19 protein-coding genes are annotated in these 23,547 nt (G+C 61.2%); 14 read left to right on the top strand and 5 right to left on the bottom strand.

Annotation, left to right across the window (positions count from 1 at the left end; all coding sequences use genetic code 11):
* The first annotated feature begins 2 nt into the window (after window positions 1-2).
* The 3 genes from cobN (at window position 3) to LRO94_RS12290 (ending at window position 5,515) form a co-directional block, all read left to right on the top strand.
* Window positions 3-3,764 (top strand): cobaltochelatase subunit CobN, encoded by a 3,762-nt coding sequence (cobN, locus tag LRO94_RS12280; RefSeq protein WP_233897027.1) that lies wholly within the window; start codon window positions 3-5, stop codon window positions 3,762-3,764.
* 96 nt (window positions 3,765-3,860) lie between these two features.
* Window positions 3,861-4,859, top strand: coding sequence for an ATP-binding protein (locus tag LRO94_RS12285; protein WP_032887081.1), 999 nt, complete (start codon window positions 3,861-3,863; stop codon window positions 4,857-4,859).
* Window positions 4,860-4,912: 53 nt separating this feature from the next.
* Window positions 4,913-5,515: a vWA domain-containing protein gene (locus LRO94_RS12290; protein ID WP_032887080.1), complete on the top strand. Its 603-nt coding sequence runs from the start codon at window positions 4,913-4,915 to the stop codon at window positions 5,513-5,515.
* A 127-nt stretch (window positions 5,516-5,642) separates the two neighbouring features.
* On the opposite strand, the gene LRO94_RS12295 is transcribed toward LRO94_RS12290, so the two are convergent.
* Window positions 5,643-6,590 (bottom strand): DUF1853 family protein, encoded by a 948-nt coding sequence (locus LRO94_RS12295; RefSeq protein WP_032887077.1) that lies wholly within the window; start codon window positions 6,588-6,590, stop codon window positions 5,643-5,645.
* A gap of 156 nt (window positions 6,591-6,746) precedes the next feature.
* On the opposite strand from LRO94_RS12295, the gene LRO94_RS12300 reads away from it, so the two are divergent.
* From LRO94_RS12300 to LRO94_RS12335, 8 genes are all read left to right on the top strand, one after another.
* On the top strand, window positions 6,747-7,637 hold the full coding sequence (locus LRO94_RS12300) for an NAD(+) kinase (protein ID WP_032887076.1): 891 nt from the start codon (window positions 6,747-6,749) through the stop codon (window positions 7,635-7,637).
* Window positions 7,634-8,608, top strand: coding sequence for a metallophosphoesterase (locus tag LRO94_RS12305; protein WP_371854021.1), 975 nt, complete (start codon window positions 7,634-7,636; stop codon window positions 8,606-8,608). Before LRO94_RS12300 ends, LRO94_RS12305 begins: the two co-directional genes overlap by 4 nt.
* On the top strand, window positions 8,605-9,474 hold the full coding sequence (locus LRO94_RS12310; RefSeq protein WP_122753564.1) for a rhomboid family intramembrane serine protease: 870 nt from the start codon (window positions 8,605-8,607) through the stop codon (window positions 9,472-9,474). The genes LRO94_RS12305 and LRO94_RS12310 overlap by 4 nt, the downstream gene beginning before the upstream one ends.
* Window positions 9,475-9,488: 14 nt before the next feature.
* Entirely contained in the window at window positions 9,489-9,749 is a 261-nt protein-coding gene (locus LRO94_RS12315; RefSeq protein WP_032887070.1) for a YeaC family protein, read from the top strand.
* Window positions 9,746-10,576, top strand: a complete 831-nt coding sequence (locus tag LRO94_RS12320) for a DUF2797 domain-containing protein (protein WP_179179155.1) — start codon at window positions 9,746-9,748, stop codon at window positions 10,574-10,576. Before LRO94_RS12315 ends, LRO94_RS12320 begins: the two co-directional genes overlap by 4 nt.
* A gap of 13 nt (window positions 10,577-10,589) precedes the next feature.
* Entirely contained in the window at window positions 10,590-13,247 is a 2,658-nt protein-coding gene (gene pepN, locus LRO94_RS12325; RefSeq protein WP_122681385.1) for an aminopeptidase N, read from the top strand.
* 39 nt (window positions 13,248-13,286) lie between these two features.
* Window positions 13,287-14,390: a cell division protein ZapE gene (gene zapE / locus LRO94_RS12330; RefSeq protein ID WP_179179154.1), complete on the top strand. Its 1,104-nt coding sequence runs from the start codon at window positions 13,287-13,289 to the stop codon at window positions 14,388-14,390.
* A gap of 172 nt (window positions 14,391-14,562) precedes the next feature.
* Window positions 14,563-15,054, top strand: a complete 492-nt coding sequence (locus LRO94_RS12335) for a GNAT family N-acetyltransferase (RefSeq protein WP_095185912.1) — start codon at window positions 14,563-14,565, stop codon at window positions 15,052-15,054.
* Window positions 15,055-15,153: 99 nt separating this feature from the next.
* On the opposite strand, the gene LRO94_RS12340 is transcribed toward LRO94_RS12335, so the two are convergent.
* From LRO94_RS12340 to LRO94_RS12355, 4 genes are all read right to left on the bottom strand, one after another.
* Window positions 15,154-15,363 carry a hypothetical protein gene (locus tag LRO94_RS12340; RefSeq protein WP_095185911.1) on the bottom strand — a complete coding sequence of 70 codons (210 nt, stop codon included), beginning with the start codon at window positions 15,361-15,363 and terminating at the stop codon, window positions 15,154-15,156.
* Window positions 15,364-15,507: 144 nt separating this feature from the next.
* Window positions 15,508-17,736 carry a TonB-dependent siderophore receptor gene (locus LRO94_RS12345; protein ID WP_179179153.1) on the bottom strand — a complete coding sequence of 743 codons (2,229 nt, stop codon included), beginning with the start codon at window positions 17,734-17,736 and terminating at the stop codon, window positions 15,508-15,510.
* A 114-nt stretch (window positions 17,737-17,850) separates the two neighbouring features.
* Entirely contained in the window at window positions 17,851-19,608 is a 1,758-nt protein-coding gene (locus LRO94_RS12350; RefSeq protein WP_032887059.1) for a phosphoethanolamine transferase CptA, read from the bottom strand.
* Between the two features lie 161 nt (window positions 19,609-19,769).
* Window positions 19,770-19,949, bottom strand: coding sequence for a DUF6026 family protein (locus LRO94_RS12355; protein WP_256226376.1), 180 nt, complete (start codon window positions 19,947-19,949; stop codon window positions 19,770-19,772).
* A 272-nt stretch (window positions 19,950-20,221) separates the two neighbouring features.
* Here LRO94_RS12355 and gnd point away from each other — a divergent pair, with 272 nt between their 5' ends.
* The 3 genes from gnd to LRO94_RS12370 are packed head-to-tail and all read left to right on the top strand — an operon-like array spanning window position 20,222 to window position 23,546.
* Window positions 20,222-21,205 carry a phosphogluconate dehydrogenase (NAD(+)-dependent, decarboxylating) gene (gnd, locus tag LRO94_RS12360; RefSeq protein ID WP_122753569.1) on the top strand — a complete coding sequence of 328 codons (984 nt, stop codon included), beginning with the start codon at window positions 20,222-20,224 and terminating at the stop codon, window positions 21,203-21,205.
* A complete protein-coding gene (gene zwf / locus LRO94_RS12365; RefSeq protein WP_179179152.1) occupies window positions 21,202-22,725 on the top strand; it encodes a glucose-6-phosphate dehydrogenase in 1,524 nt (507 codons plus the stop codon). The genes gnd and zwf overlap by 4 nt, the downstream gene beginning before the upstream one ends.
* Window positions 22,722-23,546 (top strand): HAD family hydrolase, encoded by an 825-nt coding sequence (locus LRO94_RS12370; protein ID WP_095185908.1) that lies wholly within the window; start codon window positions 22,722-22,724, stop codon window positions 23,544-23,546. Before zwf ends, LRO94_RS12370 begins: the two co-directional genes overlap by 4 nt.
* The last annotated feature ends 1 nt before the right edge of the window (window position 23,547 follow it).

Genomic DNA, 23,547 nt, shown 5'->3' on the forward strand with positions numbered 1-23,547 from the left:
CCATGCACCTGCTCAGGACTCAGCCCGGTGGTTTTGTCGCGGACGACAATATTGCCGACCTTGGACAAACCCCCGCCGAGCTGGTGATCCTGTGCAGCGGTGATTCCAGCCTGGCGCTGCTGGCCGAAGCGGCCCAGCAGTTGCCGGATGACTACCCGAGCCTGCGCCTGGCCAACCCGATGCAGGTGCAGAACCACGCTTCGGTCGACCTGTATGTCGATGAGGTGCTGCGCCACGCGAAGGTCATCCTGATTTCCCTGCACGGTGGCATCGGTTATTGGCGCTACGGCATCGAACGCTTGGTGGAGTTGGCCGAGCGCGGTGTGCAGCTGATCCTGGTGCCGGGGGATGATCGCCCGGACCCGGAACTCAGCGGTCTCAGTACCGTCGGCGTCGAGGCACGGGATCGCTTGTGGCAGTTTCTGCGCCAGGGCGGGCTGGGCAACGCGCTGGACTTTTATCGCTGCCTGGCCAGCGGCTATATGGGCCGCGACTACCCGTGGGCCGAGCCGCAAGCCCTGCCGCGTACGGCGATTTATCATCCCGGCAAAGCCAACGCTCGCCTGAGCGACTGGCAGGCAGATTGGCACGCCGACCATCCCGTGGCGGCGGTGCTGTTCTATCGCTCCCATTTGCAGGCGGCCAATACCGGTTTTATCGATGTGTTCTGCCAGCGCTTGCAGGCGGCGGGCCTCAACCCGTTGCCGATGGCGGTGGCCAGTTTGAAAGAGCCCGGCTGCCTCGCGGTGGTCGAGGATTTGCTGGATGACGTGCAGGCATCGGTGATTCTGAATACCACCGGTTTTGCCCAATCCAGCCCCGAAGCCCCGCATTTGCGCCCATTTCGCCGCAATATTCCGGTGATCCAGGCGATTTGCGCCCAGGACAACCAGCCCGGCTGGGAGGCCAGTGAACAAGGCCTGGGCCCGCGCGACCTGGCGATGCACATTGCCTTGCCGGAGCTGGACGGCCGCATTATCAGCCGGCCGATCAGCTTCAAAGACCTGGCCTGGCGCAGCGAACGCAGCCAGTCGGACGTGGTGTGCTACCGCGCAGCACCCGAGCGTATGGATTTTGTCGCCGAGCTGGCGCGCCGTTGGGTCGAACTGGCGCGTGTGCCGAATGCGGATAAACGCATCGCGCTGATCCTTGCCAACTACCCGACCCGCGATGGCCGCATCGGCAACGGTGTGGGCCTGGACACCCCGGCGGCGGCGCTGAATATCCTGTGTGCGTTGCAAGCTGAAGGTTACCCGGTGCCAGCGGTACTGCCGGAAAGCGGCACCGCCTTGATCCACGACTTGCTGGGTGGCGTCACCAACGATCTGGACAGCCTCGACCTGCGCCCGTGCCATCAAAGCCTGGGCCTGGATGAGTACGAAGCGATGTTCAAGCGCCTGCCTGAAGCCAACCAGCGCGCCGTGCTGGAGCGCTGGGGCACGCCCCATAACGATCCGATGTTCCGCGATGGCCGCCTGATGGTCGCCGGCCTACGCCTGGGCCTGACGTTCGTCGGCATCCAGCCGGCGCGGGGTTACCAGGTGGACGCCAGTGCGGTGTACCACGACCCGGACCTGGTGCCGCCCCACGGCTATCTGGCGTTCTATTTCTGGTTACGCCACACCTATGGCGCCCATGGCGTCATCCATGTGGGCAAGCACGGTAATCTGGAATGGCTGCCAGGCAAGGGCGTGGGCCTGTCGGAACACTGCTGGCCTGACGCGATACTGGGGCCGCTGCCGAATATCTACCCTTTTATCGTCAACGACCCGGGCGAGGGCGCCCAGGCCAAGCGGCGCACCCAGGCAGTGATCATCGATCACCTGATGCCGCCGCTGACCCGCGCCGAAACCTACGGCCCGCTGCGTGACCTGGAGCTGTTGGCGGACGAGTATTACGAGGCCCAACTGCTCGACCCACGCCGTGCCCGTGAGCTGCAAAAAGACATCCTTAAGCTGGTGCGCGAAACCCGTATCGACCAGGAGCTTGAACTGGATGGCGACGCCGATGCGGCGATTTGGCTGCCGCGCCTGGACACCTACCTGTGTGATTTGAAGGAATCGCAGATCCGCGACGGCCTGCATATCTTCGGTGAATCGCCGCAAGGCCGTTTGCGCATTGATACGTTGCTGGCCTTGCTGCGCATCCCCCGAGGCGATGGCCGTGGCCCGCAATCGAGCTTGCTGCGCGTGTTGGCAAAGGCCTTTGGGCTGGGCTTCGACCCGCTGGACTGCGCCCTGGCCGAACCGTGGACCGGGCGCCGCCCGGCCGTGTTGCAGAGCATCGATGCGCAGGTGTGGCGCACCGCCGGCGACACCCGCGAGCGTCTGGAGTTGTACGCGGCGCGGCTGATCGAGCAGGCGTTGGAAGGTCCCCTTGAACAGTTGGAAGAACCCGGCTGGGAAGACGTGAAAGCGGTTATCGAAAGCCTGCGCATCGTCGTGGCACCACGCCTGGATGCCTGCGGCCCGGCGGAAATGCGCGGTTTGCTGGATGCCCTCGACGGCCGTTTCGTGCCGGCAGGTCCGAGCGGCGCGCCGAGTCGTGGGCGCTTGGATGTACTGCCCACCGGGCGCAATTTCTTCACCGTCGATGTGCGCAACCTGCCCACCACTACGGCTTGGCGCATCGGCTTCCAGTCGGCCAGCTTGCTTCTTGAGCGGCATTTGCAGGACCACGGCGATCATTTGCGCCAGTTGGGCCTGTCGGTCTGGGGCACCGCGACCATGCGCACCGGCGGCGATGATATCGCTCAGGCCATGGCGCTGATGGGCGTGCGCCCGGTGTGGGCCACCGGCAGCCAGCGGGTGGACGACTTTGAAATCCTGCCGGTCAGCCTGCTGGACCGCCCGCGTGTGGATGTGACGCTGCGGGTGTCCGGGTTTTTCCGCGATGCCTTCGCCAACTTGATCCGCCTGTTTGACGCGGCGGTGCAGGCGGTGGCGGCGCTGGATGAGCCGGACGACATGAACCCACTGGCCGCCAAGGTGCGCAGCGAACGCGCGGCGTTGCTGGCGTCTGGCCTGGATGAAGAGGCCGCGGCGAAACAGGCCGGCTGGCGCATTTTTGGCGCCAAGCCCGGTGCCTATGGCGCAGGCGTGCAGGGCGCGATCGATGGCCGCCTGTGGCAAAGCCGCGAGGACTTGGCCGAGGTCTACTTGAACTGGGGCGGCTACGCCTATGGCGGCGCCGACGAAGGCACCGCCGCCCGCGAGCAGTTCGCCCAGCGCCTGAGCCAGGTGCAGGCCGTGCTGCAAAACCAGGACAACCGCGAGCACGACCTGCTCGACTCCAACGATTACTACCAATTCCAGGGCGGCATGCTCGCCGCCGTGGAAACCCTGAGCGGCGATAAGGCTGCCAGCTATCACGGTGATCACAGCCAGCCGGACTTGCCGAAGATCCGCACCTTGAAGGAAGAGCTGAACCGGGTGATCCGTGCCCGCGCTGCCAACCCCAAGTGGATCGATGGGGTGAAGCGTCATGGCTATAAAGGTGCGTTTGAGATGGCCGCGACCGTGGACAATCTGTTCGCCTTCGACGCCACCACCGCGCTGATCGACGATCATCAATACGCCTTGCTCGCTGACGCCTACCTGCTCGACCCCGACACCCGCGCGTTTGTGCAGCAGCACAACCCAGCGGCGTTGCGGGACATGACCGAGCGTATGCTGGAGGCGCAACAGCGTGGCCTGTGGCAGGAGCCGGGGGCGTACCGTGAAGCGTTGGAAAACTTGTTGCTGGATATAGAAGAAGGCAGTTAGAGCGCGAGATTGGCCGTTGTGGCGGGCGGTGCTGTTGTGGTGAGCGGGCTCGTGACAGGGTGATTACGTGTACAGCAGAATTTAAAGAGAGACCGGATGACCGATATTCCCCATTTCCCGCTGTCCGCCGTGGTCGGCGCCGACGACCTGAAACTGGCGCTGTGCCTGACCGCCATCGACCCGAAGATCGGCGGTGTGCTGATCGAAGGCCCGCGTGGCATGGCCAAGTCCACACTGGCCCGTGGCCTGGCGGACCTGCTTGCGAGCGGTCAATTCGTCACCTTGCCGTTGGGTGCGACCGAGGAGCGACTGGTCGGTACCCTGGACCTCGACGCTGCGCTGGGCGAGGGCCGCGCGCAGTTTTCCCCCGGTGTATTGGCCAAGGCCGATGGCGGCGTGTTGTATGTCGATGAAGTCAACTTGCTGGCCGACCACTTAGTGGACCTGTTGCTGGACGTGGCGGCCAGCGGCACCAATCTGATCGAGCGTGACGGCATCTCCCATCGCCATAGCGCGCGTTTTGTGCTGATCGGCACGATGAACCCGGAAGAGGGTGAGTTGCGTCCGCAGTTACTCGACCGTTTCGGTTTTAACGTGGCCTTGAGTGGGCAGACCTTGCCAGCCGAGCGTGGCCAGATCATTCGCCGTCGCCTGGATTTCGACAGCGATCCTGTCGCGTTCTGCGCCCAGTGGGCCGAGCCCCAGGCGGCCTTGCGCGAGCGTTGCACCCAGGCTCGGGCACGGCTCGACAGTATCGCGCTGGATGACCAGGCCCTGGCGCAGATTACCGAGCGTTGCTTTGCTGCGGGCGTCGACGGCTTGCGCGCGGACTTGGTCTGGCTGCGCGGCGCCAGGGCCCATGCGGCGTGGCGCGGCGCTGATGAAATTGCCGAGGAGGATATTGAAGCCGTGGCTGAGTTTGCCCTGCGCCACCGTCGCCAGGAACAGTCGCCGCCTGCCAGTCCGCCGCCTGAAGGCCAGTCGCCCAAGTCCAGCGAGGTTTCGCCGGGTCAAGGCCAATGGGGTGACATGCCCGCGCCGCCGCTGCCCACCGGCGCACGTCGCGAAGTGCCCAGCTGGCCAAAAAAGCCCTAGGCATTCGCCCCCGACCTGACGCGGGGGCGGATGCCCGGCCCAAGGCAGGGCGACTGGACAGAGGCAGGCAGGGCAAGGCGCGCAGCGCGCAACAGGGTTCGATCAACTGGCCGGGCACCTTGCTTGGCGGCCGACCGCACTCCCGTGAGGATTTGCTGTTTCACCTGCGCAGCCGTTCTGCCCAGCAATTGTGGCTGGTGATTGTCGACGCATCGGCCTCTACTCGGCGCCATCACGCGTTGACCGATGCCAAGGGCTTGCTGGCCCAGCTGTTTGATGACGCGTACCGACAACGGGCGCGCATGGCATTGCTGACCGCCAGCGGGCAGGCGCCCAAATGGCAGGTGCAGGGCTTGAAGGCGGCGAAAGGCTTGGCAGGCTGGCTGGATCAGCTCGGCGCGGGCGGTGGCACCCCATTGCTGGCCGCATTGACCGAGGCCGGGCAGTGGCTGACGGCTCGGCGCAGGCGTTATCCGGCTGAGGAGCAGCGTTTATTGGTGATCACCGATGGACGCCTCAAGGACATCGCCGCGTTGCCGTCGTTGGAGTGTTCAGGGTTGCTGGTGGATATCGAGCGCGGGCCAATCAGGCTGGGCCGGGCCGAGGCGCTGGCGGCCGGGTTGCAGTTGGATTATCGGCATATCGATAATTTGTAGTGGCGGTGTCGCCGCTATCGGGGGCAAGCCGCCTCCCACATTTGACCGAGTACACCCTTTTGGAGTGCGGTCAGTGGTGAGAGGGGGCTTGCCCCCGATGAGGCACTCACAGACACCACACACTCCATCAGCCAGCCCCTGGCACATTCGGCCAAAGATCCGCCACCAGGAACAACCGCTCGGCTTCCTCCCAATCCTCGCCGCTCTGCACCATGCGCACGAGCAACTGCGCGGGCGCCATCGGATCGAGCTCCCTCAGCCAATGCTGCATCTGTTCTTCACTCCACACTTCATCCGCCGAGTAGTGCGCCGGCGCCAGCCACGCATGCCGGGGCAATGGTTGCCAGCGACCTGGCGCGCTGGCGCTGACAAAATCCTGCCAATCACGCTGATGCAACCAGCGCCCCCGTAAATGCTGCGGATGGGCGCCGTGGGGCGCTTCGGCCAGTCCAGGCCAGGGATAGAGCAAATACCCGCCGAGCCACAAATGCGCATCGAACTGCTGGATATCCAGCGCCGCCAGTGCTTCGCGGCTTTCCGGACGCGCCGAAATAGGCAATTGATGCTGGGCAAGATGCGCCAACTTGCGGTCCAGTCGGTCATGGCAGCCCGGCCCCAGCCACTGCGCCGGGTTCTCGCCATTACCCGCCTGCGGCCCGAGATAGAGCTTGATTGCCAGTTCCAGGTGATGCACGCCATCGCGGTCGCGCAGCAACATGTCCAACTCACCCAGGGTATGCCCGGCGCGGCGGATCGGCAGGTTGGCGGCGAGCAACTCCACGCCCGGCGCATGCTGCACGGCGAATTGCCAAAGTCGCTCGTAGTACAGGCCCAGGCGGCGGGTGCGGGCCAGGCTTAACCAGTGCTGCAAGTCACGGCTGTCCTGGTCCAGTTGCCGCAGCCAGCGTTCCAGACGCTCGGGCGCCTGCACCCAGTCGCTGCCGGCCAGTGGATGGCGCTGCGGCCAAGGCGTCTGCGCGAGCATCGGCGGGGCGAGCACCACCCACGCCAGGTCGCGCACCTCAGGGTGACGCAATTGGCGGGGTAAGCTGTGCAGGTCGGGGAATACGGTCATGGTCCGAGCATAGCCTTTTAATGCGGGCGCAGGATGAGCAGAGGCCCTGAGAACCATTGTCATCAAGGCTTGGCGATGACAAAGGATTTTGTCTGAGGCGGCCTTTCGCCCATAATCGTTTCTTTTTTGCCACACCCCATATCCCGCAGGAGCCCCATGGAGCACTTTCGCAATATCGGCATTATCGGTCGCCTGGGCAGTACCCAGGTGCTGGACACCGTCCGCCGGCTGAAAAAATTCCTGCTGGATCGCCACCTGCACGTGATCCTCGAAGACACCATCGCCGAGATTCTTCCTGGCCACGGCCTGCAAACCTCGTCGCGCAAAATGCTCGGCGAAGTGTGCGACATGGTCATCGTGGTGGGCGGCGACGGTAGCCTGCTCGGTGCCGCGCGGGCGTTGGCGCGGCATAACGTGCCGGTGCTGGGGATCAACCGGGGCAGCCTGGGTTTTCTCACCGATATCCGCCCCGATGAACTGGAAGTCGAAGTGGCCAAGGTGCTCGACGGCCACTACCTGGTGGAAAACCGGTTCCTGTTGCAAGCCGAAGTGCGCCGTCACGGCGAAGCCATCGGCCAGGGCGATGCTCTCAACGATGTGGTGCTGCACCCCGGTAAATCCACGCGGATGATCGAGTTCGAGTTGTACATCGACGGCCAGTTCGTGTGCAGCCAGAAGGCTGACGGCCTGATCGTCGCCACGCCCACCGGTTCCACGGCCTACGCGCTGTCGGCCGGCGGGCCGATCATGCATCCCAAGCTGGATGCCATTGTGATCGTGCCGATGTATCCCCATATGTTGTCGAGCCGACCGATTGTGGTCGATGGCAACAGTGAGCTGAAAATCGTGGTGTCCAAAGACATGCAAATCTACCCGCAGGTTTCCTGTGACGGGCAGAACCACTTCACCTGCGCCCCCGGTGACACCATCACCGTGAGCAAAAAGGCGCAGAAGCTGCGGTTGATCCACCCGCTGGACCACAACTATTACGAAGTGTGCCGCACCAAGTTGGGCTGGGGCAGCCGCTTGGGGGGTGGAGGCGACTGATGCTCGATCCCGCGCGTAGCTACGACCTGATTGGTGACGTGCACGGTTGCGCTCATACCCTTGAGCACTTGCTCGACCAAATGGGTTACCACAAGCAGGGCGGCACCTGGCGCCATCCGTCGCGCATGGCGGTGTTCCTCGGCGATATCATCGACCGTGGCCCACGCATCCGCGAGGCGCTGCATATCGTCCACGACATGGCCGAGGCCGGCCAGGCGCTGTGCATCATGGGCAACCACGAGTTCAACGCTCTGGGCTGGACCACGCCGGCGCCACCGGGCAGTGGCAAGCAGTTCGTGCGTGAGCACAACCCACGACATGCGCGGTTGATCCAAGAGACCCTGACCCAGTTCGAACACCACCCGGCCGACTGGCACGACTTCCTCGGCTGGTTCTACGACATGCCGCTGTTTGTCGATGCCGGGCGTTTCCGCGTGGTGCATGCGTGCTGGGACGACGGCTTTATCACGCCGCTGCGTGCGACCTTCCCGGATGGCTGCATCGACCAGCACTTCCTGCAGGCCGCTGCCGTCCCTGGCAGTTTTGCCTGCAACGCCTTTGACCGCCTGCTGCGCGGCACCGACATGCGCCTGCCCGATGGCCTGACGCTCACCGGTGGCGACGGTCTGACGCGTTCGTTCTTCCGCACCAAGTTCTGGGAAGACGACCCGAAGACTTACGGCGACATCGTGTTCCAGCCCGACGCACTGCCCGAGCCGGTGGCGCGCACGCCGCTGTCCTCCACTGAAAAAAATTCACTGCTGCGCTATGGCGTCGACGAGCCGTTGCTGTTCGTCGGCCACTACTGGCGCAGCGGCAAACCGGCGCCGATCCGCGACAACCTGGCTTGCCTGGACTACAGCGCAGTGCTGTACGGCAAGCTGGTGGCGTATCGCCTGGATCAGGAAACCCGCCTCGATCCACGTAAATTCGTATGGGTCGATGTTGAGCGGCCCGAGGTCATCACATGAGTACCGTGGCTGCATTGCGCCTGCCCCTGAGTGTCGATCTGGGCGGCTTCGTCAAACTGCTGCAACGCATGCAAGTGCCCCATCGCGTCAGCGAAGAGGCGGGCGAGCAGGTGTTGTGGGTGCCCGAGACCATCAGCGACGACGTGCGCGTGCTGTACCAGCGGTTTCCCGCCGGTGACCCCGACCAGCAACTGGATATCCCTGAACAGGCGCCGATGACGCGTCCGAGTTTTGCCCAGCAAGTGCGTCACAGCCCGGTTACGGCGTCTGTGCTGCTGGCGAGCATTATCGTCGGCGCACTGACCTTGCTGGGGGACAACCTGCAAGCCGTCGCCTGGCTGACGTTTTTGCCGTTCCGCATCCTGGGCGAGTACATCCAATTCACGCCGCTGGCCGACAGTTTGGCATCGGGGCAGTGGTGGCGGTTGGTTACGCCGATGTTGATCCACTTCGGCATCCTGCACCTGGCCATGAACGGCATGTGGTACTGGGAACTGGGACGGCGTATCGAAGCACGCCAGGGCAGTATCAACTTGCTCGGTTTGACCCTGCTGTTCAGCCTGGTCTCCAACTACGCTCAATACGCTTACGGTGGCCCCGGTTTGTTCGGCGGGTTGTCGGGCGTGCTGTATGGCCTGCTCGGGCATTGCTGGATCTTTCATTTACTCTCGCCGAATCCTGCTTATCGCCTGCCCCGTGGCGTGCTGGCGATGATGCTGATTTGGTTGGTGCTCTGCATGTCGGGGCTGGTCTCTATGATCGGCTTCGGCGAAATCGCCAACGCAGCCCACGTGGGCGGCCTGGTTATCGGTTGCCTCACCGGTTTGCTGGGTGGGCTGTACAGCCGCCGCAAATCGTCTATTTGATAAGGAAGAGCCTAATGTCCTCTTTTGCTGAAATGATCGAAAACATCACCCCGGACATCTACGAGAGCCTCAAGCTCGCCGTGGAAATCGGCAAGTGGTCCGATGGCCGCAAGCTCACCGCCGAACAGCGTGAACTGTCCCTGCAAGCGATGATCGCCTGGGAAATCCAGAACCTGCCGGAAGACCAGCGCACCGGCTACATGGGCCCGCAGGAATGCGCGTCCAAATCCGAGCCGGTGGCGAACATCCTGTTCAAGTCGGATGCGATCCATTGATTGAAATTGGTCGCGGTGCAGTCAGCAAAATGTCGGCGCAACTCGGTGAGCCGACCGTTCAATACGCGTTTCGCCTGGGCGAGACCGAGGTGCCGGTCAATCCATTGATCGGTACCCACATCCGCCTGGAGTACCTCGGCGCCATCCATTGCAGCCATTGCGGCCGCAAGACCAAGACCAGCTTCAGCCAGGGTTATTGCTACCCGTGCATGACCAAGCTGGCCCAGTGCGACCTGTGCATCATGAGCCCCGAGCGTTGCCATTACGACGCTGGCACCTGCCGTGATCCAGGCTGGGGCGAGAAATTTTGCATGACCGACCACGTGGTTTACCTGGCCAATTCATCGGGGATCAAGGTCGGCATCACGCGCGCCACCCAACTGCCGACGCGCTGGCTGGACCAGGGCGCGAGCCAGGCGTTGCCGATCCTGCGAGTTGCCACGCGCCAGCAGTCCGGCTTCGTCGAAGACGTGCTGCGCAGCCAGGTGGCCGACAAGACCAACTGGCGTGCATTGCTCAAGGGCGACGCACAACCCGTAGACCTCAAGCAGGTGCGTGACGAACTGTTCGCCTCCTGCGCCGAAGGCTTGGAAAACCTGCAGGAACGCTTTGGCCTGCAAGCCATCCAACCGGTGACCGACATCGAGCCGATTGAGATTCGCTACCCGGTGGAGCAGTATCCGGCCAAGATCGTCAGCTTCAACCTGGACAAGAACCCGATTGCCGAAGGCACGCTGCTGGGGATCAAGGGCCAATACCTGATCTTCGACACCGGCGTTATCAATATTCGTAAGTACACGGCCTACCAGCTCGCCGTGTACCAGTAGAAGGATGCCACCCATGCGCACCGAACAACCGAAGATGATTTACCTGAAGGATTATCAGGCGCCGGACTACCTGATCGATGAGACGCACCTGACCTTCGAGTTGTTCGAGGACCACAGCCTGGTCCACGCGCAGCTGGTGATGCGCCGTAACCCCGAGCGTGGCGCGGGCCTGCCGCCGTTGGTGCTCGATGGCCAGCAGCTGGAGCTGGTGAGCGTGAACCTGGCCGACCAGGAACTGACGGACGCTGACTACCAACTGACTGATAGCCACCTGACCGTGCACCCGACGGCGGCGACCTTTACCCTCGATACCACGGTCAAGATCCACCCGGAAACCAATACCGCTCTGGAAGGCCTGTACAAATCCGGCAGCATGTTTTGCACCCAATGCGAGGCCGAAGGCTTCCGCAAAATCACCTATTACCTCGACCGCCCGGATGTGATGAGCACCTTCACCACCACGGTGATCGCCGAGCAGCACAGCTACCCGGTGCTGCTGTCCAACGGCAACCCGATTGCCAGCGGCCCCGGTGAAGACGGCCGCCACTGGGCGACCTGGGAAGACCCGTTCAAGAAGCCCGCCTATCTGTTTGCCCTGGTGGCCGGAGATTTGTGGTGCGTCGAAGACAGCTTCACCACCATGACCCAGCGCGAAGTGGCGCTGCGCATCTACGTCGAGCCAGAAAACATCGACAAGTGCCAGCACGCCATGACCAGCCTGAAGAAGTCCATGCGCTGGGACGAAGAAACCTATGGCCGTGAGTACGACCTCGACATCTTCATGATCGTCGCGGTGAACGACTTCAATATGGGCGCCATGGAGAACAAGGGTCTCAATATCTTCAACTCCAGCGCCGTGCTGGCCCGCGCCGAAACCGCCACCGATGCCGCGCACCAGCGCGTCGAGGCCATCGTCGCCCACGAATACTTCCACAACTGGTCGGGCAACCGCGTGACCTGCCGCGACTGGTTCCAGCTGTCGCTCAAGGAAGGCTTCACCGTGTTCCGCGACTCCGGCTTCTCGGCTGACATGAACTCGGCCACGGTCAAGCGTATCCAGGACGTGGCATACCTGCGGACCCACCAGTTCGCCGAAGACGCTGGCCCGATGGCCCATGCGGTGCGCCCGGACAGCTTTATCGAGATCTCCAACTTCTACACCCTGACTGTTTACGAAAAGGGTTCGGAAGTGGTCGGCATGATCCACACCTTGCTGGGCGCCGAAGGCTTCCGTAAAGGCAGCGACCTGTACTTCGAGCGCCACGACGGCCAGGCCGTGACCTGCGACGATTTCATCAAGGCCATGGAAGACGCCAACGGCGCCGACCTGAGCCAGTTCAAGCGCTGGTACAGCCAGGCCGGTACACCGCGTCTGGCGGTGAGCGAGTCGTACGATGCCGCGGCGAAGACCTACAGCCTGACCTTCCGCCAGAGCTGCCCGGCAACCCCGGACAAGGTCGAGAAACTGCCGTTCGTGATTCCAGTTGAGCTGGGCTTGCTGGACGGGAAGGGCGCCGGTATCGCCTTGCGCCTGGCCGGTGAAGCAGCGGCGGGTGGTACGTCCCGCGTGATTTCGGTGACTGAGGCCGAGCAGACGTTCACGTTTGTCGACATCGCTGAACAGCCGTTGCCGTCGCTGCTGCGTGGCTTCTCTGCGCCGGTGAAACTGAGCTTCCCGTACAACCGCGATCAGTTGATGTTCCTGATGCAGCACGACAGCGACGGCTTCAACCGCTGGGATGCCGGCCAGCAACTGTCGGTGCAGGTGTTGCAGGAACTGATTGGCCAGCATCAGGCGGGCCAGGCGCTGAAAATGGATCAACGCCTGATCGACGCGCTGCGTACGGTACTGAGCGACGAAAGCCTGGACCAGGCGATGGTCGCGGAAATGCTCTCGTTGCCGGGCGAAGCCTACCTGACAGAAATCAGCGAAGTGGCGGATGTGGATGCGATCCACGCCGCACGCGAATTTGCACGCAAGCAACTGGCCGACAACCTGTTCGAAGGGCTGTGGCTGCGTTATCAGGCCAATCGCGACCTGTCCAAGCAAACCCCATATGTGGCAGCGGCCGAGCACTTTGCCCGTCGCGCCTTGCAGAACATCGCCCTGTCGTACCTGATGCTCAGCGGCAAGCCTGAGGTGTTGGCGGCCACCCTGGAGCAGTTCGATACCAGTGACAACATGACCGAGCGTCTGACCGCGTTGGCGGTGCTGGTGAACTCGCCGTTCGAGGCGGAAAAAGCCCAGGCGTTGGCGGTGTTTGCCGAGAACTTCAAGGACAACCCGTTGGTAATGGACCAGTGGTTCAGTGTGCAGGCCGGCAGCACCTTGCCGGGCGGGCTGGCGCGGGTCCAGGCGTTGATGGAACACCCGGCGTTCACGCTCAAAAACCCGAACAAAGTGCGTGCACTGATCGGCGCCTTTGCCGGGCAGAACCTAATCAACTTCCATGCGGCGGATGGCTCCGGCTACCGTTTCCTGGCGGATCTGGTGATCCAGTTGAATGGCTTCAACCCGCAGATTGCGTCGCGCCAGTTGGCGCCGTTGACCCGCTGGCGTAAATACGACAGCGCGCGACAGGCGCTGATGAAGGCCGAGCTGGAGCGCATTCGTGGTTCGGGCGAGCTGTCGAGCGATGTGTTCGAGGTGGTCAGTAAGAGCCTTGCGTAAGTTCGAAGTTTAAGAAAACGGCCTGTCAGGAGTGCGTGCATGACTTTCGACTCGCCTCTCGCTGCCTATCAACACGCCATCGCCCAACAGGGCTTCGTCTCTGACGATGCCCAGCGCCGGGCGGTGGATGCCCTTCAAGCCTGTCATGAGGCTCTGCACCAAGGGCGTGCACCGGTCACCGGTGTCTACCTGTGGGGGCCGGTGGGTCGGGGCAAAACCTGGTTGATGGACCAGTTCTACCAGAGCCTGCGAGTGCCGGCGCGGCGTCAGCACTTTCATCACTTCATGGGGTGGGTGCATCAGCGTTCATTCGAGCTTACTGGCACCGCCAACCCGTTGCAGGCCCTGGCGCGAGAGCTGAGCCAGGCAGTGCGCGTACTCTGCTTTGACGAGTTGTTCGTCAATGACATCGGGGACGCGATTATCCTGGGTCGGTTGTTCCAGGTGATGTTCGAGGAAGGTGTGGTGATGGTCTGCACCTCCAACCAGCCTCCCGACCAACTATATGCCGATGGCTTCAACCGCGAACGGTTTTTGCCGGGTATCGCAGCGATCAAGCAGCATATGCGGGTGGTGGCGGTGGACGGCGGTGAAGACCATCGTTTGCATCCAGGTGTCGGCATGCAGCGTTATTGGGTGAATCAGCCCGAGGCGCTTGCGGCTGTCTTCACGCAATTGGCAGAAGGGCAGGTGGTGAGCCACGAGCCGGTCGTTGTCGGTCACCGTAGCATCGTGACGGTGCGGTCCAGTGACAGCGTGCTTTGGTGTCGTTATGCCGACCTGTGCGAACAACCCTTGGCCGCTATGGACTTCATGCTGCTGTGTGATCGCTTCAAGGCGATTTTACTCGGCGAGGTGCCTGACCTGAGTGCGCAGCAGCGCCCGGGCCGGATTGCCCGAGGCACCGAAGACGGCGCCCAGCGGGTGGTGGCGGGTGATCGCGAATTGCCGCAGTTGTCGGTGCACGACGACAGCGTGCGTCGGTTCATCGCCCTGGTGGATGAGTGCTACGACCGCAAGGTGCCCCTGTTCATCGAGGCCCGAGTGCCGCTGGAGCGCCTCTATACCCAGGGCTACCTGGAGTTTCCCTTCCGCCGCACCCTGAGCCGGCTGCAGGAGATGCAATTGCAGCGTTTCGGCTAAGGCGTGCAGGGCAACCTCCTAAATCTGCCGCCAGCGCTTTTTCGTCGGCATGAACCTCGCGCTTTCTGGCAGATATTTGTAGTTTTTCTCCTTCATCTACCGCCAACTCCACGCTTACAATCGAGCCCCTCAAAGGGAGCCGATTCCCTTGTTGTCGTGATCGAGGAAGGCAATGGAAACCCCAGATATCCTGGTGCTGCAAGCCAGCTACACCAACCCCGTGCACGCTGAAGCCATAGGCCGCGTGCTCAACCACTACGCACAAGACCCCATGGGCGGAAGCCATAGCCTGCCCGCTGACCTTCTAGAACAACTGCCAGCCGAATTGGCCAAGCGCCCCCATGCCTTCAGTGTGCTGGCGTTCGTCGGTGGCGTGCCGGCGGGGCTGGTGAATTGTTTTGAGGGGTTCTCCACCTTTGCCTGCCGTCCACTGGTCAACATTCATGACGTGGTGGTGATGAATGAGTTCCGCGGCCTGGGCCTGAGTCAGAAAATGCTGCAAAAGGTCGAGGAAATTGCCCGTCAGCGCGGTTGCTGCAAGATCACCTTGGAGGTGCTTGAGGGTAATGCTATCGCTCAGTCGGCGTATCGAAAGTTTGGTTTTGATGATTCAAAGTTTGATCCGGCTCATGGCCGTATGCTGTTCTGGAACAAGCCGCTTTAATAAATAACAGGCAAAAAAGGGCGCCATTAAATGGCGCCCAATAAACCTTTGCCAACGGAGCGGAATGGCCCAGGGTGTTGCGGGTTAACTAAACATTAATTAACTCTTCGGTTGTTCCTGATTGGTGGTGCTGGTCTTGGAAGACGTGTCGTCGGCGGATGCTGTTTGCTCGTTAGTGCCGTGAACCTTCTGCTGCATGAAAGTGAAGTTGTTGTAGTACTCCTTCGCGCGCTCCGAGCCATCTTCTGCAAAAGCGGCGGCGGAGGCTAGGGTCATCAGGCTGGCAAGCATCAAAGTCGAGAGTTTCATCGGGGTATTCTCATTAAGTGTGATCGGTTATCCGTTCTGTCCTTGAGCAGATTCATGGGGCGATTTTGCAGCGATCTTATTAAGTGGGAATTAACTCAAGAAACGTCCGAAGTTAACAATTTCGTTAACTTCGGGTTGTGCGCTTTAAAGTCTCCAGTCCAAGGCCAACGTAATGGCGCGCGGGTCACCCCAGTACACGCCGTTATAGAAGCCGACACGCTCGTAATATTTTTTATCAAACAGGTTGTTGACGTTAAGCGACGCTGAAACATGGTCGTCGAATTGATAGCGGGACATGAGGTTAACCACGGTGTAGGCCTGCTGCGTGATTTTTGCCCGGGTGGTGATCGGGTCGCCATCGGTATCGCGCGCACCGGTCGGTCGATTGCTGAAATCATAGAAATCGCTTTGCCAGTTCACGGCGCCGCCGACGGTGAGGTTGCGCCATGTGCCCGGCAGGCGGTAAGCGCTGGATACTTTCAGCAGGTTCAGCGGCTGACCCGTGTTATTGCGGTTGCCCGAACCGTTGACCGAATGGGTGTAGGTGTAGCCTGCCGTGAGGTTCCAGTCGGGCATCACTTCCCCGGACGCTTCCAGTTCGAAGCCGTTCACTTTGTTGCCTTTGCCGCCTGACTTGTAATATTCCTCGCCGGTCCTTGGGTTGCGTGGCACCGAGTAATCGCGCTCGGCAACGTTGTCCTGAGTACTCCAGAAATACGCCGCCGCCAGGTTCAGGCGCTCTTGCAGCACACTCCCCTTGATGCCCACTTCGTAGTTGCTGCCCACCACCGGCTCAAGGAATTTCTTGTTGGCATCCTTGAGGCTTTGGGGTTTGAAAATATCGGTGTAGCTGGCGTAGACGGTGTACTCCGGTGTTATGTCGTAAAGCAGCCCGGCATAGGGCGTCCACATGTCGTTGTGGGTCTGGCTGGTTTTGCCGGCGGCGGTCAGTTGGTCGTTGTCGTCGTATCGGGGGGCTGCGCTTTTCAGTTCCCAACTGCCATAGCGGCTGCCCAGTACCGCATGCAGGCGGTCGGTGAGACTCAGTCGCGTAGCCAGGTAGCCGGCCTTCTGTTCCTTGCTGCTGTGTTCGCCTTTGAGGCCGGTGACGGTGTCGCCGAACTTAGCGATCCCGCCCATGTATTTCCAGTCTTCAATGCTGTAGTAGCCGGCTGGGATGTTCTCGCGCATAAACGGCGAACTGTCCCGTTGCGCGGCCTCGCCGTAGCCCATCATCAAGGCGTGTTCGCGGCCCAGCAACTGATAGCTGCCGGCCAGGTTGAGGTCGATGGCTTCCATCCGCGAGGTGCCGCGCATGTGGCTCGCCCAGGCGGTCATGCCGCTGCGGTCGTCGTTGGGGAAACCCGAGCCGCCGTAGTAGACCTTGCCATCTGTGTCGCTCTGGCGATGGGTGTAGGCGGCTTTGATATGCCAATCGCCACCCAGTCGATGTTCGAGGGTCGCGAAAGTGGTCTTGTCCGTCAGCGGCCAGGAACTCCAGTGCGCGGCCATGTTGGTGGAGCGCGACAGCCCGGCCTTGCCGCCCTGGCTGTTCCAGTACGGCACGGTGCCCCAGGAAGTGCCCTGGACTTGTTTGTTCTGGTAATCAAAACCTACGGCCAGCACGGTGTCGTCTGACAGCTCGCCTTCGAGAATGCCGTAGCCGACCTCCCGCTGTAGCTCATAGTTGTCACGGAAGGATTGGCTGTCGCGATAGGCCAGCACGGTACGCCCGCGCAACTTGCCGTCGAACGCCAGCGGGCCGCCCACGTCCACGTAGCTGTAATAGTTGTCATGGCTGCCCGCGCTTACGCCGGTTTTCGCCTGCCACTGGGCGGTGGGGCGCTTGCGTACCATGTTGATAGTGGCTGAAGGGTCGCCCGCTCCGGTGGTCAGGCCCGTGGCGCCGCGCACCACTTCGATGTGGTCGTAGATGATGGTGTCAGCGTCGGACTTCATGTAGCCGAAGGTGTTGAGCATCCCGTCAATCTGGAAATTGGTGATGCCATAGCCGCGAGAGGAGTAGGACACGCGGTCTGAGTCGTTGTGCTGCACGTTGATACCGGTGGTCTGGCGCAGCACGTCGGTCAAGGTATTGAGATTGAAATCGTCCATCTGCTGGCGCGTGATCACCGAAATTGACTGCGGGGTTTCTTTCACGGACAGGTTGAGGCGGGTGGCGGTGCTCATCGAACCGGTGGTGTAGGCACCGGTGTGCTCAGTGGTCGCGCCCAGGCCTTCGGCGGTGATGCGGGTGGCGCCGAGTTCGAGTTGGGTCTGTTCGGGGTCGGTTTCAGCCAGCAGGTCCGGGCTCAGCGCGGCGCTGCACAGGCCGAGCGTGAGGGTCATGGAACGGGTAATTGGCGCGAACATCGCGTGAGACTCCTTGTCGTCTTTGCGGCCGTCCCGGAAAGGGAAGGCCTTGGCTCAAAGACGAAAGGAGGAGCGGAACTTTAGGGATAAACGAGAATGATTGTTATCTTTCTGTTACGAACCTGGCGCTTCCTGAAGCACCACATCGGTCGGGCCAACCTTCTTCGGCTTGATCAGGCTGAAGTCGATCAGGGCCTTCTGCTGGCGCAAGTACGGGTTGCCGATCAGTTGCGGACGTGCTTTGAAACTGTCGCTGACCAGGCTTTTGCTGCGGTCGATTTCATCGGAGCTCAACCCGGCCAGGTCGGCCCAGGTGTGGATCAATTGCGAGCTGGTGTATGGGCGTTGCAGATCGCCGGCGAAACTCCAGTCATGGCTCTCACGCCATTTCGGCGAGGCGTAGGCCATGAAGGGAATGGTGTACATCGGCGCAGTCGGTTTGCCTTCGTTACGTCCCAGTGTGGCGTGGCCGGCGGAGTCGAATACGTCTTCACCGTGGTCGGACAGGTATAGCAGGAAGCCGTTTGGATCGGTCTTGGCGTAATCCTTGATCAGGCTCGACACCACGAAGTCGTTATACAGCACGGCATTGTCGTAGCTGTTGTAGGTGGGCAATTGATCATCGCTGATGCCTGCCGGTACGCCTTGGCGATCGGTGAATTTGTCGAACGTCGGCGGGTAACGGTACTGGTAGCTCATGTGAGTGCCGAGCAGGTGCACCACAATGAACTTGCGCTCCGCTGGATCGGCCAGGGCCTTGGAGAATGGCGCGAGGACGTCGCCGTCGTATTGGCGTGCGTTCTGGTTGCGGTTGTTGTTCAGGTACACCTGTTCGTCGGCCTGTTCGGAAAAGGTCGTGAGCATGGTGTTGCGCTTGGTCATGGTCTGCTGGTTGGTGATCCAGTAAGTCTTGTAGCCGGCCTGTTTCATCACGCTGACAATCGACGGGGTTTTCAGGTACAGGTCCGGGTTCTCTTCATCGGCGAACGTCAGCACCTGTTGCAGCGCTTCGATGGTATAGGGGCGCGGGGTGATGACGTTGTCGAACACCGCCAGTTGGTCGCGCAGTTTGTCCAGTTCCGGCGTGGTGTTGCGCGGGTAACCGTAGAGGCTCATGCGCTGGCGGTTGGTGGATTCGCCGATGACCAGCACCAGGGTCGAGGGCTGGCCGGCCATGGTGTCCTTGAGATTGGTCAAGGGCGCAATCTGGCTGGCGCTGTCGAGCATGCCTTGCATGTTGTCGAGTTGTTCGGTGTAGCGGCGATAGGCGACGATCATCTGCCAAGGCACGGCAGGCTCGATGCGCGATTCAAAGCGGTCGATGGCGTCGTCCAGGGTGTCGCTGCGGGCAATTTGCTTGACCAGCGGGTATCCGACAATGGCCACCAGGATCGCCGTTGCCGCCACCAGGGCTTGGCCGCGCGGCAGGTACACCGGTCGCACGCGGGTCCACAGGAAAACCGCGACGGCGGTGTGGGCAATAAAGGCCAGCACGATCCACCAAGCGAAGTATTGGGTGGCGTATTCACCGGCTTCAGAGATGTTCGACTCGAACATGATGAAGATGACGCTTTGGGAAAACTCCTGCTGGTAAATGAAGAAGTAACCCAGGCTTGCCATGGAGCAGGCCCACAGCACCACGCCAATCAGGGCGGCGAGCAAGCGCGTACGGCGTGGGAAAACGAGCAGGGGGGCGAGCCACAGTGCGCTCATGAAGAACGCTTGGCGAAAACCACTGAAGCCGGACGTGCCGCTGAGCTGGATCAGCAGTTGTGTGATGCCGGAGAAGTACCAGAAAAACAGGAATAGCCAGCCAAGACCGGCCCAATCAAAGCCTTTCGCAGACTTAGTGCTGCGTTCGAACATCGCCATCCAGCGCTCCAACCCGGTAGTTTTTCAATCACGCGCAGGGCTGCGCGCAATAGAGGCCACCCTTGCATTGGGGTGGCCCTTGTGGGCGGGAGTATCGGGAAGTGCGTGTGAAAACTTTGTGAGATTTGTGTAGCCGTTATCTTACAAAGTCATGACAGGGCTCAGCAGAGCGCAGGTTGCGCGCCGTAAGGCTGATCCAGCTGGGCTTGAATGATATGAGCACGCAGGCGCATGACCTCCTGCTGCAACTGCTCGCGTTCGTCTTTCAACTGGCGCAGTTCATCGCGACGGAGCGTGACGTAGAGGGTCTGGGGAGGACGGGTCATCTGTGCAGTGCTCATTGCTTACCTCGCAAATAGCCGGTGTGTCGCGGTGTGCCAGAACGCTTGAGTCGAGGTTCTCGGCAACAGTCGGAAGCAATTCTGAATTCTTTTTCAACGCAATGGAACTTTTTTATTTTTGGTGGTCGTGTGACTTTTGCTGCTGTGATGTTGAAACGATGGCAACTTTTTTGTCATGAAACTACATGGATCTGCCCCTGACTAACCCTCATTAGCCTCATTGCGCTATAAACTATGTCACACATTTATTTAGTAGTTAGGAGCATCAGCACATGCAACTGGGGATTATCGGACTAGGCCGCATGGGCGGGAATATTGCACGGCGCCTGATGCTCAATGGGCATACCACCGTTGTTTTCGACCGTAACGAAGCATTTGTCAAAGGCTTGAGCGAGGAGGGCGCCACTGGCGTTGCCGACTTGAAAGCCCTGGTTGCCGGGCTGCAAAAGCCTCGCGCCGTGTGGGTGATGTTGCCAGCAGGCGACCCCACTGAAAACACCATCAATGAACTCAGTGAGCTGCTCGAAGACGGTGACGTGATCATCGACGGCGGCAACACCAACTATAAGGATGACGTTCGTCGCGGCAAGGCGTTGGCGCAAAAGGGCCTGCACTACGTTGATGTCGGCACCTCTGGCGGCGTCTGGGGCCTGGAACGCGGCTATTGCATGATGATCGGTGGCGATACAGAGACTGTGCAACGCCTTGACCCTATCTTCGCCGCGCTGGCACCGGGCCTGGGCAATATCCCGCGCACCAAGGACCGTTCCGCCTCCGCAGACCCGCGCGCCGAGCAGGGTTATATCCACGCCGGTCCTGCGGGTTCCGGGCATTTCGTCAAGATGATCCACAACGGCATCGAGTACGGAATGATGCAGGCGTTCGCCGAAGGTTTTGACATCCTCAAGACCAAGAACTCGGACAACCTGCCGGAAGACCAGCGTTTCGACCTCAACGTTGCCGATATCGCCGAAGTCTGGCGCCGTGGCAGTGTGGTTTCGTCCTGGTTGCTGGACCTGACCGCCGACGCCCTGGCCAGCGACCCGAAACTCGAAAACTACTCAGGTTCCGTCGCCGACAGTGGCGAAGGCCGCTGGACCATCGAAGCCGCCATGGAACAAGCCGTGCCGGTACCGGTACTGTCCACCTCGTTGTTCGCGCGGTTCCGCTCGCGCCAGCAGAGCACCTACGGTGACAAAATGCTGTCTGCCATGCGCTTCGGCTTTGGTGGTCATGTGGAGACTTCCAAAAAATGACCGCTAACGGCAAGAAACCCAAGGCCGAACCCGCACCTCCAACCACGCTGTTTCTGTTTGGCGCCCATGGCGATCTGGTCAAGCGCCTGCTCATGCCGGCGCTGTACAACCTCAGTCGTGATGGCCTGTTGGGCGATGGGCTGCGCATTGTAGGCGTTGATCACAACGCCATCAGCGATGCCGACTTCGCCAAGAAACTCGAGGATTTCATTCGCACCGAGGCTGCGAGCAAGGTCAAGGGTAATGGCGAGAACGCTTTGGACCCGGACTTGTGGGCGCAGTTGGCCAAAGGCATCAGCTACGTCGAGGGTGATTTCCTCGACGACAGCACCTACGCCGACATCGGCAAGAAAATCGCCGACAGCGGCACCGGCAACGCTGTGTTCTACCTGGCCACTGCGCCCCGCTTCTTCAGTGAAGTGGTGCAGCGCCTGGGCAGTGCCGGATTGTTGACGGAGACTGATGACAGCTTCCGGCGTGTGGTGATCGAAAAGCCGTTCGGCTCCGACCTCGCCACCGCCGAAGCGCTGAACGCCAGCTTGCTCAAGGTGATGAGCGAGAAGCAGATCTACCGCATTGACCATTATCTGGGTAAGGAAACCGTACAGAACATCCTGATCAGCCGTTTCTCCAACGTGCTGTTCGAGGCGTTCTGGAACAACCATTACATTGATCATGTGCAAATCACCGCCGCCGAAACCGTTGGTGTGGAAACACGGGGTAATTTCTTCGAAAAAACCGGCACCCTGCGGGACATGGTGCCGAACCACCTGTTCCAGTTGTTGGCGATGGTGGCTATGGAGCCGCCCGCCGCATTTGGTGCCGACGCTGTGCGCGGTGAAAAGGCCAAGGTGATTGGCGCGGTACGGCCGTGGTCCCTGGAAGATGCGCGGGCCAACTCGGTGCGTGGGCAGTACACCGCTGGCGAAATCGGCGGCAAGTCGTTGCCGGGCTACCGGGAAGAAGCCAACGTCGCGCCCGACAGCAGCACCGAGACGTTCGTTGCCCTCAAGGTGATGATCGACAACTGGCGCTGGGTCGGTGTGCCGTTCTACCTGCGTACCGGTAAGCGCATGAGCGTGCGCGACACCGAAATCGTGATCTGCTTTAAACCGGCGCCTTATGCGCAGTTCCGCGATACCGAGGTTGATGAGCTCAAGCCCACCTACCTGAAGATCCAGATTCAGCCCAACGAAGGCATGTGGTTTGACCTGCTCGCTAAAAAGCCAGGGCCGACCCTCGATATGGCCAACATTCAGTTGGGCTTTGCCTACAAGGACTTCTTCGAGATGCAACCGTCGACCGGGTACGAAACCCTGATCTACGACTGCATGACCGGCGATCAGACCTTGTTCCAGCGGGCCGACAATATCGAGAACGGCTGGCGTGCCGTGCAGCCATTTCTCGATGCGTGGAAGGAAGACGATGGAATCCAGGCTTACAAGGCCGGTGAAGACGGTCCTGCTGCTGCAGATGCGTTGCTGTCCCGCGATGGTCGCACTTGGCACACCCTGGGATGAGTGATGCCGCGATTCATCCCATCCGTTTCATCCTCAGCGACGTGGACGGCACGTTGCTGCACCCAGATCACCGTCTGAGCCAGCGCACGGTCGATGCGGTCAGTGCGTTGCGCGAGGCGGGGGTGTTTTTCAGCCTCGCCAGCGGGCGACCGCCCAAAGCCATGCTGCACCTGATCGAGACCTTCGGGATCGATGTGCCGGTAGCCGGTTTTAACGGCGGCACCTTGATCAACCCGGATGGCAGCATCCTTGTTGCCCACCATCTGCCGGCGGAGGCGGCGCTGGTCGCACTGGCGATGTTCTCGGCCGAGCCGGACGTGGAACCATGGGTATTTGCCGACGGCGATTGGCTGCGCCGTGGCCCGCCAGGCCCGATGGAACCGCGCGAAGCCCATGGCCTGGGGTATGGGCCAGTGGTGGTGGAGAGTTTTGAGCCGTACCTGGATCGGATCGACAAGATCGTCGCCGCCAGCAACAACGCGCAGTTGTTGGTGGAACTGGAGGCGCGTTTACAGCCCAAGGTGCAAGGCCTGGCGCAGGTATCGCGTTCGCAACCGATTTATCTGGATGTGACGGCCATGCTGGCCAATAAAGGCGAGGCCTTGAAGACCCTGGCGGCGCACCTTGGGGTCCCGCTGGAGCAGACGGCGGCCATCGGCGATGGGGGAAATGACCCGGCGATGTTTCAGGTAGCCGGATTATCGATTGCCATGGGGCAGGCGGAAGAAACCGTCAAGCGCCAGGCCAATGTGGTCACCGGTAGTAATATTGATGACGGTGCTGCAGAGGCAATCGAGCGGTTTATTCTCGCCGCGCGATAAA

Source organism: Pseudomonas sivasensis, assembly GCF_021391435.1.
GTDB classification, from domain to species: Bacteria; Pseudomonadota; Gammaproteobacteria; order Pseudomonadales; family Pseudomonadaceae; genus Aquipseudomonas; species Aquipseudomonas sivasensis.

What these genes read in the sequence shown, in the direction of transcription:
- cobN (WP_233897027.1), top strand. Translation starts at nt 3, where the DNA reads ATGCACCTGCTCAGGACTCAGCCCGGTGGTTTTGTCGCGGACGACAAT.
- LRO94_RS12285 (WP_032887081.1), top strand. Translation starts at nt 3,861, where the DNA reads ATGACCGATATTCCCCATTTCCCGCTGTCCGCCGTGGTCGGCGCCGAC.
- LRO94_RS12295 (WP_032887077.1), bottom strand. Translation starts at nt 6,590, where the DNA reads ATGACCGTATTCCCCGACCTGCACAGCTTACCCCGCCAATTGCGTCAC.
- LRO94_RS12300 (WP_032887076.1), top strand. Translation starts at nt 6,747, where the DNA reads ATGGAGCACTTTCGCAATATCGGCATTATCGGTCGCCTGGGCAGTACC.
- LRO94_RS12310 (WP_122753564.1), top strand. Translation starts at nt 8,605, where the DNA reads ATGAGTACCGTGGCTGCATTGCGCCTGCCCCTGAGTGTCGATCTGGGC.
- LRO94_RS12315 (WP_032887070.1), top strand. Translation starts at nt 9,489, where the DNA reads ATGTCCTCTTTTGCTGAAATGATCGAAAACATCACCCCGGACATCTAC.
- pepN (WP_122681385.1), top strand. Translation starts at nt 10,590, where the DNA reads ATGCGCACCGAACAACCGAAGATGATTTACCTGAAGGATTATCAGGCG.
- zapE (WP_179179154.1), top strand. Translation starts at nt 13,287, where the DNA reads ATGACTTTCGACTCGCCTCTCGCTGCCTATCAACACGCCATCGCCCAA.
- LRO94_RS12335 (WP_095185912.1), top strand. Translation starts at nt 14,563, where the DNA reads ATGGAAACCCCAGATATCCTGGTGCTGCAAGCCAGCTACACCAACCCC.
- LRO94_RS12340 (WP_095185911.1), bottom strand. Translation starts at nt 15,363, where the DNA reads ATGAAACTCTCGACTTTGATGCTTGCCAGCCTGATGACCCTAGCCTCC.
- LRO94_RS12345 (WP_179179153.1), bottom strand. Translation starts at nt 17,736, where the DNA reads ATGTTCGCGCCAATTACCCGTTCCATGACCCTCACGCTCGGCCTGTGC.
- LRO94_RS12350 (WP_032887059.1), bottom strand. Translation starts at nt 19,608, where the DNA reads ATGGCGATGTTCGAACGCAGCACTAAGTCTGCGAAAGGCTTTGATTGG.
- LRO94_RS12355 (WP_256226376.1), bottom strand. Translation starts at nt 19,949, where the DNA reads ATGAGCACTGCACAGATGACCCGTCCTCCCCAGACCCTCTACGTCACG.
- gnd (WP_122753569.1), top strand. Translation starts at nt 20,222, where the DNA reads ATGCAACTGGGGATTATCGGACTAGGCCGCATGGGCGGGAATATTGCA.
- zwf (WP_179179152.1), top strand. Translation starts at nt 21,202, where the DNA reads ATGACCGCTAACGGCAAGAAACCCAAGGCCGAACCCGCACCTCCAACC.
- LRO94_RS12370 (WP_095185908.1), top strand. Translation starts at nt 22,722, where the DNA reads ATGAGTGATGCCGCGATTCATCCCATCCGTTTCATCCTCAGCGACGTG.